9 protein-coding genes and 1 pseudogene are annotated in these 14074 nt (G+C 46.8%); 8 read left to right on the top strand and 2 right to left on the bottom strand.

The window, feature by feature from the left end; all coding sequences use genetic code 11:
• The first annotated feature begins 23 nt into the window (after nt 1–23).
• The 7 genes and pseudogenes from SIB66_RS04245 to SIB66_RS04275 all read left to right on the top strand — a co-directional run.
• On the top strand, nt 24–656 hold the full coding sequence (locus tag SIB66_RS04245; RefSeq protein WP_236070069.1) for an SDR family NAD(P)-dependent oxidoreductase: 633 nt from the start codon (nt 24–26) through the stop codon (nt 654–656).
• A gap of 221 nt (nt 657–877) precedes the next feature.
• Nucleotides 878–1783: a 3-dehydroquinate synthase family protein gene (locus SIB66_RS04250; RefSeq protein WP_236070070.1), complete on the top strand. Its 906-nt coding sequence runs from the start codon at nt 878–880 to the stop codon at nt 1781–1783.
• Nucleotides 1783–3591, top strand: coding sequence for a thiamine pyrophosphate-binding protein (locus tag SIB66_RS04255; protein ID WP_063421423.1), 1809 nt, complete (start codon nt 1783–1785; stop codon nt 3589–3591). The genes SIB66_RS04250 and SIB66_RS04255 overlap by 1 nt, the downstream gene beginning before the upstream one ends.
• 57 nt (nt 3592–3648) lie before the next feature.
• Nucleotides 3649–4449 (top strand): aldolase/citrate lyase family protein, encoded by an 801-nt coding sequence (locus tag SIB66_RS04260; RefSeq protein ID WP_063405623.1) that lies wholly within the window; start codon nt 3649–3651, stop codon nt 4447–4449.
• A gap of 15 nt (nt 4450–4464) precedes the next feature.
• Nucleotides 4465–5424, top strand: a complete 960-nt coding sequence (locus SIB66_RS04265; protein ID WP_063405624.1) for an NAD-dependent epimerase/dehydratase family protein — start codon at nt 4465–4467, stop codon at nt 5422–5424.
• Between the two features lie 53 nt (nt 5425–5477).
• The gene (locus tag SIB66_RS04270) at nt 5478–8510 is read left to right on the top strand and encodes a glycosyltransferase (RefSeq protein ID WP_413681408.1); all 3033 of its coding nucleotides are present in this window, start codon (nt 5478–5480) and stop codon (nt 8508–8510) included.
• Nucleotides 8507–8827 (top strand): annotated as a pseudogene (locus SIB66_RS04275) (glycosyltransferase family 2 protein); the annotation flags it as partial. The gene SIB66_RS04270 and the pseudogene SIB66_RS04275, both read left to right, overlap by 4 nt.
• 300 nt (nt 8828–9127) lie before the next feature.
• On the opposite strand, the gene SIB66_RS04280 reads toward SIB66_RS04275, so the two are convergent.
• Nucleotides 9128–9319, bottom strand: a complete 192-nt coding sequence (locus tag SIB66_RS04280; RefSeq protein ID WP_236073640.1) for a hypothetical protein — start codon at nt 9317–9319, stop codon at nt 9128–9130.
• A 111-nt stretch (nt 9320–9430) separates the two neighbouring features.
• Nucleotides 9431–10285, bottom strand: coding sequence for a glycosyltransferase (locus tag SIB66_RS04285; RefSeq protein ID WP_413681409.1), 855 nt, complete (start codon nt 10283–10285; stop codon nt 9431–9433).
• Nucleotides 10286–11208: 923 nt separating this feature from the next.
• Between SIB66_RS04285 and secA the strand changes: the two genes are divergently transcribed.
• Nucleotides 11209–14061: a preprotein translocase subunit SecA gene (gene secA / locus SIB66_RS04290; RefSeq protein ID WP_063405627.1), complete on the top strand. Its 2853-nt coding sequence runs from the start codon at nt 11209–11211 to the stop codon at nt 14059–14061.
• Nucleotides 14062–14074: the final 13 nt, after the last annotated feature.

The following is a 14074-nucleotide window of genomic DNA, read 5'->3' on the forward strand; positions in this document are numbered from 1 at the left end:
TAGGCTCTGCAATTGAAAAGGTAATGACGCAGAAAAGCTTTCGTGTTTTGACTGCTGGCTCAGGGCCTGATGATGCCATCAACAATCATCTGCAGGTTGCCTATCAGCGACCACAAGAGGCAAGTGACTTTTCTCCTTTGCCTTCTTTGGATGTCGTGATTTGGGCACATGGCTTGAACTGTAGCGATGTGATTGCTGATTTTGATTTAGAAGATCTAGAGCGTCTCTGGCAATCCAATGTGGTATTTATTGCCTCAAGTCTATCGGCTTTATTGAAAGCTGGAAAATTACTTGCTGGTAGCCGCCTGGTTGTCGTCAGCTCGATTTGGCAGAAAGAAAGTCGACCTGGGAAAATGTCCTACACGATTTCCAAGGCTGCCTTGCATGGTTTGGTTAAATCGTGTGCGCTTGATCTTGGTGAGCGGGGCATCTTGATTAATGCGGTACTGCCAGGAGTAGTGGATACGCCGATGACTCGCGCCAACATGTCGTCTGAGCAGATTCAAGGAATTATTGATCAGTCAGCACTCCGTCGCCTCGCTGAACCGTCAGACATCGCCTCTGCCGTAGCGTTCTTGGCGGATTCCTCCAACAGGGCGATCACAGGTCAGTTCCTTACAGTTGATGCTGGGTTCATTGGTGTGAAGCATTCTTGAGAATCGTTATGGCTGATCCGTTGACCCTCGATATCCAAAGCTCCTACGCCAATTACAAGGTTGCTTTTTCGGATCTCAATGATTTGAGCGAATGTTGCTTTGAAGCTGACGCCTTTTTGGTCGATGTATTTTTTCGTGATCGCCTGCCATTGCCTGCAAATGTCCCTGTGGTTTGGATTGAGGCGAATGAGGATGCCAAGGCACTGCCTGCCACCATTGATGTGTTTATCGCTCTCAAGCAAGCAGGCCTTGGCCGTGGCTCTCATCTCATCGCGATTGGCGGTGGAGTTATTCAAGATATTGCAACCTTTGTGGCGTCTTTATATATGCGCGGAATTGATTGGAGTTACGTCCCAACTACATTTTTGGGCATGGTTGATTCCTGCTTAGGTGGCAAGAGTTCTATTAATGTTGGTCCTTATAAGAATCTTGTCGGTAACTTTCATCCGCCGCGCCGTATTGATATTTTGCCAGTTTTTGCCCGCTCTTTACCGATGGTCGAGATAGCAGGTGGAGCGGCAGAGGCTGCAAAGATTTCTTTTTGTAGAGGCAAGACAACTTTCGCGAATTATGAGCAGTTAGCATCTCCAGTTGTTGCTGGAGTTTGGACAGAAGAAGAACTCGCTCACTTGCTTCATGCAACTTTGGCCGTTAAGAAGTGGTTTATCGAAAAAGATGAATTTGATCAGGCTGAGAGGCGTTTACTGAATTTTGGCCATACATGGGGCCATGCCCTTGAATCTGCAACAGCCTTTGCCATTCCCCATGGCTTGGCAGTAGGTCTTGGGATGATGGCAGCCATACGATTTATTGGTACAGAGATAACCGACTCTTTGCTATGGGAACATTGCATGAATCTTCTGAAGCCGATCTTGTTGCTTGAGCAATTGACTGTCTTTGATGCCGATGTTTTTGTCAAAGCTTTTCGGGCTGACAAGAAACATTCTCCAGGGCATTTTCACTTGATTGTCCCTACGGCTTTGGCTGATTCTGGATTGGGTGTTGAGGAGATTCGCTTGCGATCCGATGATGATTCGTTGGCTCGTATCTTGAAGGCGATGCAAGAGGTTTTGCTTATTGTTTCTGATGAACTATCAGATGAAAAGTCTTTGGCCAATCGATTATGATGAAATATTCTGATGTTGTTTTTCAATGGCTTAAACGGAGTGGCTATAGCCATTGTTACTTTGTGGCGGGTGGCAATATTATGCACCTCCTCAATTCAGCTAGGCAGACGATGATTTGTGTGCCTGTGGTTCATGAAGTTGCAGCAGTTGTGGCTGCTGAGTATCACAATGCAACCATCTCATCTGGCAAGGTAGCAAAGCCAAAGGGGCGAGCCATTGCTCTGGTCACAGCAGGCCCTGGATTAACCAATGCTCTGACGGGCCTCGCTGGGGCTTGGTTAGAAAGCCGAGAGCTCCTCCTCCTTGGTGGTCAGGCGAAAGTGGCGGATCTTGCTTCATCTGGTTTGCGCCAATTGGGCATTCAGGAGGTGAATGGTGTTGCCATGGCCGCTCCCGTTTGCAAAAGGAGCCTTTGCTTGCGAGAACCATTAGAGCAACAAGCATTTTTGGCCGAAGTATCTTCAGGCTGGCAGGCTCGTCCTGGCCCTGTATTTCTAGAGTTTCCACTTGATGTTCAAGCCTTGCAAGTTCCTGATGCTTGGGTCGCTGGCATCGATGAAGCCAATAGCAACAAGGTTGATGACGCTGGCCCTGTCATCGACAGTGACATGGTTCATTCATTAGCAGCTTCTATTGCTGCGGCTGAGCGTCCTGTCTTGCTGCTTGGAGGGGGGATCTCTTGTGTAACGGCTCAGCAGTTAGAGCCTCAGCTTGCTTCTCTTGGTTTGCCAGTAATGACGACGTGGAATGGAGCCGATCGCTATGGTGCAGAGCATTCCAATTATTTTGGCAGGCCTAATACATGGGGACAGCGCTATAGCAATCTGCTGATTCAGCAATCAGATTTTTTGGTTGCGATTGGCAGCCGTCTTGGGCTCCAGCAGACAGGCTTTAATTGGCAAGAATTTGTGCCAGCTGGGAAAGTTATTCAGGTTGATATTGATCCAGCTGAGCTGGCTAAGGCCAATCCAAAACTTCATCTAGCCATTGAAGGGAATGCTAATGATTTTATTCAACAGTTGCTCAGTTATGACTTAGGTAGTCACCCTGATTGGTTTTCTTACTGCTCTGATGTCAAAACCAGATTGCCTATTTCTGAAGCCTGCAACATCACACCTGTTGGTTATCTCAATCCCTTTGAGATGGTGATTAAGCTATCCAAGCTTTGCAATGCTTCTGATCACATTGTTCCTTGTAGCAGTGGAGGAGCATTCACTGTAATGATGCAGGCTTTTGAGCTTCAGCAGGGTCAGACGATGATTACCGATAAGGGGTTAGCGAGCATGGGTTATGGCCTATCAGGTGCTATCGGAACATCGATTGCTGACCCTGATGTGCGTACAGTGCTAGTCGAGGGTGATGGTGGATTCACCCAGAATCTTCAGGAGTTAGCAACTGTGGCGGTGAATAATCTCAATCTAAAGATGTTCCTTTTTTGTAATAATGGTTATGCATCTATCAGGATGACACAAAAGAATTACTTTGATGGCGCTTATATGGGTTGTGATGTTTCTTCGGGTTTAGGCTTTCCTGATTGGTCAAAGCTTGCCGAGGCTTATGGGATTGATTGCTTTGAGTTAGATGAGAATTGGTGGGATGCTGAACGGTTTGATCATTTGTGGAATCACCAGGGCCCTGCTCTTTTTTTGGTTCCATTGCATCCTGAACAGACATATTCTCCTAAGATCGCTAGTCGGATTAGTGCTAATGGCAGCATGGAATCAAATCCCTTGCATCGAATGAGTCCGGATTTAGATCAAGAGCTTGAGGCTTTGGTAACACGTTTTATTCCAAAAAAAGCTTCTTAACTCCCTTGCAGCGATGTTATTTGTGATAGAATAATTATATTCTGGATTGCTTTTGGCATGAATGTTCATGAGCGCAAGATGCTTGATATCCTGCGCCAAGGACGCGATGAGTTTGGCGTCGTAGCAGCCAAGGCTGAATTTGAGGCGGAAGGAACACGAACTGATGAGTTATTGCGTCTATTGGAAATTGCTAACAAGGCTGATGTTGGCTTGGCTTTGAAGATTGGTGGCTGTGAGGCTATTCGTGACTTGCTTGAGGCCAAACAGTTTGGGGTGAGGTACATCATTGCTCCCATGGTGGAAACACCTTATGCACTCTCGAAATATATTGCAGCCAAAGGGAAGATCTATTCAGATCTTGAACTTGAAGACGTGACGTTCTTGTTTAACGTTGAGACATCGACAGCTTTTGACAATATTGAAGCTATGGTTCAATTGGCAGCAAAGAATCCTGGTTGTGATGGTGTTGTCTTTGGTCGTGTTGATTTCAGTGGATCGTTAGGGCTTGGGCGAGAAGGAATTGAAACAGAGCAGGTCACTTCCGCGGGTGAAGCGGTCGCTCGCTTATGCAAGGATCATGGCCTCGAATTTGTTGTCGGAGGGGCTGTGTCTAGTGATGCATTGGTGAGTTTGAGGCGATTCAATAATGTTCATCTTGATCGCTTCGAAACTCGTAAGGTTGTTTTTAAGGCTGCAGCGCTTGGTGAGAAGAATTTGCCCGATGCTTTACGCCAGGCTGTGCATTTTGAGTTGCTTTGGCTTCTCAATAAGCGCGATTACTATGGAGTCATGCATCATGAGGATCAGACTCGGATCCAAATGCTCGAAAGTCGCTGGAAGGTTTTAGAGCAAAGTTGAGTTGATTATTGATAGATGAGCAGTTCTTTGCCTGACAATTGCATCATTGTGGTGACAGGAGCGACTGGTTGGGTTGGTCGCACCGCTGTCCATGAGTTGCAAAGGTTGTTGGCACCGGACAATTTTTTGGACCGTGTCCGCCTATTTGCCAGCAGCTCTGGATCGATTCTGTCCACTGGCTATACAGATTTAGCTCCGTTCAGTATTCCTGTTTTCTCTCTCAAGGACTTGCCAGATCTGGCAGCCTCTGAATCTTTGAGCGCTGTTCTGCACACAGCTTTCCTGACACGAGATCGTGTTGAACAAGTGGGTCTGGATGATTACGTGGCAACCAATCGTTGGATTACTGCACAGGTCGCATCGGCTTTAACAGCTTCCCCTCATGCTCGTGCTGTCGTGATTTCATCTGGAGCTGCCGCTGTTCATGATCAGGAGTTAGGGCCCGATCTTGCATCAGACCCTTATGGAGTTCTTAAATGGGAAGAGGAGCAGCTTTTGTTGAGCTTGCTACCAACCAGCTTGGTGTTGCGCCTCTATGCACTATCGGGCCGGTTTATTCGTGAACCTGGTCGATTTGCATTGGGGGACTTTTTGCTTAAAGCTCTTCGCCAGCAACCGATTCGCTTGGCTTCACCCAACCCTGTTCTACGAAGTTATGCCAATGCAAGTGATATCACCACCTTTGCCTGGCGATGGCTATTCAATAATAATGTTGACAACCTAAGCAATATTTTGGCCGCGACGAGTTGCACAACCAATTTATTTGACCTTGCCATCCTCATTACTCGTCTTTACGACTTGCCTCCTGTGCAATCCACTGTTGACCAGGCTGCGCTGCCCAACAGTTATATCGCAGAGTCTGAACCATTTTTGACTGCAATGAATGAGCAAAATCTATTGCCAATGACGATGGAGCAGCAGGTGATTGACACGTTTAATGGTTTGTCTAAGTCTCAATTAGCTACTGAAGTCTGATGGTGAAACGAACTGATCTCTCAAAGCTTTGGCCTCCTTTCCCTTGCGACGATTTGCCAGAGGAAGTCAGAGGAATTGTCGCAGATTGGAACTGCGGACCTTTGCAAGCCCATGATCTGGACGGTGATTATCCGTCAGGCTATTTGGTCTCGATCTTGGTTCCATGCTTTAACCCTAATCCTGATCAATTCGAACAGTTGTTGCTTTCTTTGCAACAGCAAAGTGATCAACGGTTTAATGTATTGCTGGTCAACGATGGCTCGACTCAAGCTTCGAGGAAATATTTAGAACAGTTAGCTGATGATTATTCTTGGCTAAGAATAATCCATCAGCCTACTAATCAAGGTATTTCAGCAGCATTGAATCTTGCCGTGAAGGAGTTGCAGACTCCCTATGTCGCCATCGTTGACCAAGATGATCTTTTGCATCCTGCAGCACTGGCTTTCGTTAACCGTCACCTTAGTGAACATGAGGAGTGCGGCTTTCTTTATAGTGACCATATTGCTTTTGCAGATGATGGGAGTAGATCTCAATACATCGCAAAATTTCCTTGGAACCCAGATGTGCTGTTGGAATTTAACTATTTAATTCATCTTACAGTTATTAGGATTGATTTGTATCAAGCTTGTGGTGGCATGAACTCAAAATATGACGGCATTCAAGATTGGGAATTTTATATTCGTTTGACCAAGCTATTGACTCCACAACAGGTTGGATACTTGCCTTTGCCTCTTTATGCATGGCGCCTTTCAGATCATTCTGTTGCATCCTCTGCGACTCCTAAGCAACAGTTGCTAGAGAAAGCCATTGAATTTTTGGATGACGCATATCAGCATCGAGGTGAGACTACTCGTGTCGCTTTAGACCAGCAATCAGCTAGTCATTATAAGTTTGGGATTGATCGTAGTGAAGATGGTTCTGGTGCTTCGATAAGGCGCTGCAATATTTTGCTTCTCGGCGACTTGAGGATGGATAGTTACTTGCAATCTACGCTTCAATCGATTCAAAGTTCAGGCATTCTTTTTGATCAAATATATCTTGTACAGCCACCTAACATTTTTTCACCAGTTTCACCTGTTGAGGCTGCTGATGGCTTGCAAGTTAGCCTCGTTTCATGTCTAGAACTTAATAGTACTGTTCCTGATGATAAGCCCTTACTTGTTCTGCAGATTGGCTCCAAGCTATTGGATAAGTTTGATTCAAGCTTGATTCCTTGGCTTGAGAGCTCATCTCGTTGGCAGGTGATTACTTTCCCCTGTTTGAGCATTCAAGAGCCTGAGATTTGTATCTCAGCAGGTTATGCCAACTTGCCTTTGTCTAATGACACTTACATTCCATTGGCTCAAGGATTGGCAAAATCTGACTACATCAATAACTTTGCGTCTTATTCTCATACGCGCAGTGTGGATCTTCCTTCGCCGGCTGTCCAGTTGCTTTGTTCTGACGTTGTTAGCCAGGCTTTGATCGGTTTCGAATCAATAGTGCAGCAAGTCAATGCGAGATCAGATTCATGGTTCAGTTGCTTGATAGAGAAGAGCTTTAGATGTTGTTGTATATCAAGCACTTGGGTTGGATTGGCTTACGGCTTGAGTGCTCAAGAATACGAGAAACTGTTTCAAAAAAGAGGGCACTCTTTAGTTGCAATGAGCTCAGATCAGTGGATGTCAGAGATTCCTGATTTTCGGTTCGATTTTGAATACTGGCTTGGCTGCTCTTTGCGTGAATTTGGCAATACAGCTCATCCGCTATTTGTTCATCACTTCTTGAGTTCACCTCTGCATCCATCCAAGCGCTTGTATGAAAGTAAAAGTGCTCGTCAGCTTTCACTCATGCCTAAGCCAGTACACAGGCCTTTGGTGATGTTGATCCCCACCGAGATCAATGCTCGTAGTAACGGTCATGCTTGTATGCTTACATTGGCTTTGGAGTTGCAATCTGCAGGTTGCCAGATTCACCTTCTTCCTTTTAAGCCCCTAACATTCTTTCGGAAGTATTATCAGAATCTTCCTATTCGATACAAAAGTCTTTCATTCATTGCTGATCCATCTGAGGTGCCAGCGTCGATCTTGATGGTTCCGGAATCGGCACCAAAGTTTTTGGTAAAAAGCTTGCGCCCCTATTTCCAAAAAATCATCTGGTGGTTACTCGCTCCTTCTGGTGTATTGACTGATTTTTGCCCGGATATAAGGATTGGCGATTACTTATTGTCCTTCTCTGAGTTTGCTTTGCCTGGACAAATAAAGCATCTTTTTCTACAACCGGAACTTGATGTTTTTTTTGCGCATCAACTGATTAAACATCGCCATCAAAACTCGCTGAATAAGCAGGTGCTTTTCTATTCTGGTAAAGGCAGGCTAAAGTCTTTGCCTCGTAGCCTACATAGACATTTATTGGATTACAAGATAACAATAATTACTCGATCCTTTCCTTCTGAAAAATCTGAACTTATACAGTTGTTGGTCAATTCGAGAGGCTTAATTAGTTGTGATCCGATGACGAACTTAAATCTTGAGGCTGCTTTGCTAGGTTTGCCTGTATACCTAACTTCCAATCCATTCCCTGATTCTTGTTTTCGTGACTTTCCAGTAGATCTTTCCTCTTTGATTACTGCTTCACCAGGTTATTTTATTCAGCGTTTGTTAGACTCATCCCCCCTGCCTCGGTTGAGATTCGAAGACTTGATTGCGAAAAATAAATCATCAGTAGACTTCTGTAAATATTTTCTGGCGGACCCAGAGCCTCTTGAGGCGATGGCATACCGAGTTAATCAAAAGTCTCTTGATACGATTGATCGATACCGTCGAACTATTTTGCGAAGTCGCTCTATTCAAGCTCTTAAAGATGGCCAGTCATTGTCCTCATCTTTTTTAGACGTGTACGCTTACAGCTTTAAATCTCCATACTGGCTTCACCGGTATTTTGGCAAAGCGCTACAGATGCTTGACGATACTGCCAATTGTTTGGCTTCCATTCATCTACTGACTCCTGCATGGCAGCTTTGGCATAAGCTTGGATGTGCCAGGCTGTACTTGATTATTCGGAGCCTAACTTTAAGTTTGCTTAAAATATTAAATAGTTCGAAATGAGTAACCTAGATAAGATTTTAACAATTTGGATCCCAACATTTCGTCGACCACAGCAACTGCAACAGCTGTTAGATAATGTTATTCAGACTAAGATTGTTGATCTCGCTAAAATTGTAATTTCTGATAATGACCCTGAAGGCCCTTTGGCTAAGGCATTAATGACTGGTGAAGCGAATCTGCCTGATAATATCTCTTATCGCTGCAATTCAGCAAATTTATCTGCCGGTGTCAACTTTTTACGTGCTTTTGAATGCTGCACTACCACTTGGTTAATGATTGTCGGTGATGATGACTTGTTTAACTTTGGAGCGGCTGATCGAATTCAGGAAATGATTGCCTCACTTGGAGGCGACATCGCTGCAGTGAAGTTTGATTCAAGTTTGTTTGGTTTTCAGCCTGCATGTGTTTCATCAGGACTTTGCGATTATGTAGACCAGCTCTCTCCTCGTGACTATCCTGATGCTTTCAACAATCTCTGCTTAATATCAAACTGGTTGTTCCGCTCTGAGTCTTATAGACCATATTTGGCTAGTGCTTATCTTGGTTATTCCAGCAAAATCTCTCACTTGTTCCCGGCTTTGCAGGCTTGTGTTCAGGATGATGCCAAGCTGATGTTTTCAAAGTTGCAGCCAGTCGAACATGGCATCTCGGATGCCTCGTGGCCCAAGGCAGCGACTTGGTTTGAGATGGTGATCACTCTTGCGAGTTTCAGTGGCTTCATTGATGCCCAAAATCGATCTGCATTGTTGAAGCTGCTCTTGCATTCCGATTGGCAACGCAATATTGCTAAGTGTCTGCGAGTGCAGCATTTTTATGGTGATCAGAGACTTGGCTTGAACTGTTGGCGCATGCATATGCACCTCGCTTTGATCTCCATAAGTTACCTACAAGCTCTTCTACTTTCATTGCCATTGTTGTTACTACCTTATCGATTGTGGCCTAGATCCCTTAGGAACAAACTCGGAGACCCAGGCAGTATCGAACGTTGGTGAGCCTCGCCACTTGCTTTGCATCCACCATCGCAATGCTCTTGCAGGAAGTAGACGCCAAGGCAGCCTGCTCAGGCAAGCAATGATGGCTATCCAAGGGTTGATCTTTCCTTCTCTTACCTGCAGTGCATAAAAGTTGACTTCTTGCAGGATGTATTGAAGACCTCTTCGTCGCTTTCGATGCCGATCGTTGACTCGAGCTGCGCTTGTGCAGCTCGCAAGATTCACGATTCCGTAGCCAGCAGCTGCGACTCTGATCCATAGATCCCAATCTTCGAAGCCAGGCGTATGGCGATAGCCTCCTGCCTCGACCAGAACGTGACGGTGGATCGCGATTGTTTGGTGATTGAGTGGATTACGCCAAGGCAGCCATCGCTGAGCATCACTTTTTGATGTTGGTGTTTTGCGCACAGACTGTTGATAACACCGGCTTGTATCCAACTCTAAAAGCTGACAACCTAAAACTCCTATGCCTGGCCTACTTATTAAACTCAATGCCATTACTTCTGTGTGATTGGCTGCATATAGATCATCGCTATCGATACGTATAATCACATCTCCTTTGCAGCAAGGCGCTACAATTTCAAGCATCGCGCCTATTCCTTGAGGCTGCTCTTGTTGCTTTAATTTTACTGGTAGGTGGCAGGATTCGATGACCTGGCAAAGATCGAGGGGTAATGGACCGTCAGCAGCGATGATCAGCTCCTGCGCTTGCAGTGTTTGTTTCTCTAGGCAATCCAATGTTGTTTTCAGTAATGCTGGAGCCTCGCTAGGCGCTAGAGGCATCAGCCAACTGATGGACGGGAAGAAATCGTTCACCATAGCCATGGATTAGTTGCTGATTATAAGCGCTTAGTAGATCTTTCCTGTCTCATGTTATTACCATCGGGCTGCTTGAAATGATCATCATTCGTAAGGCATGTGATTTCAAATGATTGGCTATATTTTTGATGGGAGCTTGGAGAGGTTTTGTAATCTACTTTAATAAGATTGTGGCCTTGATGTTTCTGGGTAGATGCTTGCTTCAATCCCTATTTATCAGAAGGCTTGTGAGCTTTACTTAGGGCACTATGCAAAGCGTAATTGTTAGGTTCGAGGATGTGCTCATGTTGTGATTTATTTTTAAGTGCTTATAAAATGTTACTGATCACTTCATGGTTGAGATCAGTTGTTCTACTTGGTGGCTTCAGATTTACCCATTTTTGATTCTTATCGCACTACCGTAGCTTTTGGCATTGAGGAACTTGCAGCTATTGCTGCAAGAGTTGCTGCTTTGGCGTTCAACACCTCTACGTAGGTATGGCACATTGGTACCTTTCCTGCCCTGGGCTAACCAGTCTGAGGATAGAAAGAAGTTTGTTTGTTCGGGATTGGATCTTGGATACGCCTCTTCGAGCCCTACTCGTTTCTCTGACTTAGCAGTCTACCAAGGTTTTCTTTGCCAGCATCCTTTGTCGTCGATAGCTCGATGGTTGGTTCTCAGCTACCTGCGATGTGGAGTTCCAAGGGTTTTTTAACGGGCTTTCCTGATTGATCAGGATCCATCTGATTGAGTCGATAACCGAATGATTTCTCAAAGGTTGGCCAGAACTACCTCTGAATTGTCGTTCTTGCGGCTTCTGCTGACTGCCAGAACTTTGCGAACATGCCTTGAGAGCTGCCTTTGTAGTGGCTGTAGATAGGCTAGATGAGTTCGACTGCCTCCTTCCATGCTCAAGCTCCTGCTGGGTGATCCCAATGCCCGCAAGCTGAAGCGTTACCAGCCGATCGTTACTGACATCAATATCCTCGAAGAGGACATCGCCTTGCTCAGCGATGACCAGCTGCGCTCTAAAACGGCCGATTTTCGCCAGCAGTTTGAGACTGTCGTCAGTTTTCCTAAGCAGCGAGTTTTACTTGATGAGCTGCTCCCAGAAGCCTTTGCTGTTGTACGTGAGGCTGCTAAACGGGTGCTCGGCATGCGTCATTTCGATGTGCAGCTGATTGGCGGCATGGTTCTGCATGAGGGTCAGATTGGTGAGATGAAGACTGGTGAAGGGAAGACTCTTGTAGCGACTCTGCCTAGCTACCTCAATGCCCTCACTGGCCGGGGGGTGCATGTTGTTACGGTCAATGATTACCTGGCACGGCGCGATGCTGAATGGATGGGCCAGGTGCATCGTTTTCTCGGTCTCAGTGTTGGTTTGATCCAGCAGGACATGAGCCCTGCTGAACGGCGGCGCAATTACGCCTGCGATATCACCTATGCAACCAATTCAGAGTTGGGTTTTGACTACCTGCGTGACAACATGGCCACCGATCTGAGTGACGTGGTTCAGCGGGAGTTTCAGTACTGCGTCATCGATGAGGTGGATTCGATCCTGATCGATGAGGCGCGTACTCCCTTGATCATTTCCGGACAGGTGGAGCGTCCCCAGGAGAAGTATCAGCAGGCTGCAGATGTGGCCGCTGCTCTCGAGCGGGCTGCCGAACAAGGTAAGGATGGCATTGATCCTGAGGGTGACTACGAGGTTGATGAGAAGCAACGCAGTTGCACACTCACAGATGAAGGCTTTGCCAAGGCTGAGCAGAACCTCAAAGTGAGGGATCTGTTTGACCCCGCTGATCCCTGGGCCCATTACATCACCAATGCATTGAAGGCCAAGGAGTTGTTTGTTCGGGATGTGAATTACATCGTGCGCGATGGTGAAGCTGTGATCGTTGATGAGTTCACAGGTCGTGTGATGCCAGGCCGGCGCTGGAGCGACGGACAGCATCAGGCGATTGAGGCCAAGGAACAGCTAGCGATTCAGCCTGAAACTCAGACTCTGGCTTCGATTACTTATCAAAATTTCTTTCTGCTCTATCCCCGCTTGGCTGGCATGACCGGCACCGCTAAGACCGAGGAGGTGGAGTTTGAAAAGACCTACAAACTTGAGACTTCAGTGATCCCTACTAACCAGCCTCGGGCTCGTGCGGATTGGGTGGATCAGGTTTATAAGACTGAATCAGCCAAGTGGCGAGCCGTGGCCAACGAGACGGCCGAAATTCATAAGCAGGGAAGGCCTGTTCTGGTTGGCACGACCAGTGTTGAGAAAAGCGAATTGTTGAGTTCCCTGCTCTCAGAACAAGAGATTCCCCACAATCTTTTGAATGCCAAGCCGGAGAATGTGGAACGTGAGGCGGAGATCGTGGCTCAGGCTGGCCGTGCAGGTGCTGTGACGATTGCCACAAATATGGCTGGCCGTGGGACAGACATCATCCTTGGCGGAAATAGCGATTACATGGCTCGCCTAAAGTTGCGTGAGGTTTTGCTGCCAAGATTGGTGCGGCCTGAGGAGGGTCATCGTCCACCAGTGCCATTGCAGAGGGCTGCCGAGACAGGTGGTGGGTTCGCCGCTGCCAAGGCCGCTGCTTCGAATGGATCTCACGGCCATGTCTTAAGCGAGGCCCGTGCAATCGGGAGTCTCTATCCTTGCTCGCTCACTGATGACACTGATCAGTTCCTTGCGGAGTTAGCTCGTGAGCTTGTGAAGGTTTGGGGAGATAGGGCACTGAGCGTGATCGAATTAGAGGATCGCATCTCCACTGCTGCTGAAAAAGCACCTACCGATGATGCGCAGATTGCTGCCTTAAGAGAGTCGATCGCAAGAGTAAAGACTGAATACGACGTGGTAGTGACCCAGGAGGAGGTTCGAGTGAGGGAAGCAGGTGGTCTGCATGTGATTGGTACAGAGCGTCATGAATCTCGCAGGGTTGACAATCAACTTCGTGGTCGGGCCGGCCGCCAGGGGGATTTAGGTAGTACCCGTTTTTTCCTTTCTTTGGAAGACAACCTATTGCGCATCTTCGGAGGAGAACGGGTGGCTTCGTTGATGAATGCTTTCCGCGTGGAGGAGGACATGCCCATTGAGTCGGGCATGCTGACCCGTTCTTTAGAGGGGGCTCAGAAAAAGGTAGAAACCTACTACTACGACATTCGTAAGCAGGTTTTTGAGTACGACGAGGTAATGAACAATCAACGTCGTGCCGTTTATGCCGAACGTCGCCGTGTGCTTGAGGGTCGCGGGCTCAAGAAGCAGGTGATTGGTTATGGAGAGCGAACAATGGACGACGTTGTTGAGGCATATGTGAACCCTGACTTGCCCCCTGAAGAATGGGATTTAGGCCAACTGGTTAGCAAGGTTCAGGAATTTGTCTACCTGCTTGAGGATCTAAAGCCTGAGCAGTTGCACGGGCTAAGTATGGAGGAACTTAAGTCTTTTCTTCAGGAGCAACTGCGCAATGCTTATGACATTAAGGAAGGTCAGATTGAGCAGCAGCGACCAGGGCTGATGCGGGAGGCAGAACGTTTCTTTATCCTTCAGCAGATCGATACACTTTGGCGGGAACATTTGCAGGCGATGGATGCTCTGCGTGAATCTGTGGGTTTACGAGGGTATGGGCAAAAAGATCCGCTCATTGAATACAAGAATGAGGGCTACGATATGTTTCTCGAGATGATGGCAAATATGCGTCGTAATGTGATTTATTCGATGTTTATGTTCCAGCCTGCTCCTGCTCAAGAGGCCGCGAATGTTTGATTTTATTGAATAG

The organism is Prochlorococcus sp. MIT 1318, from assembly GCF_047304505.1.
Classification (GTDB): domain Bacteria; phylum Cyanobacteriota; class Cyanobacteriia; order PCC-6307; family Cyanobiaceae; genus Prochlorococcus; species Prochlorococcus marinus_D.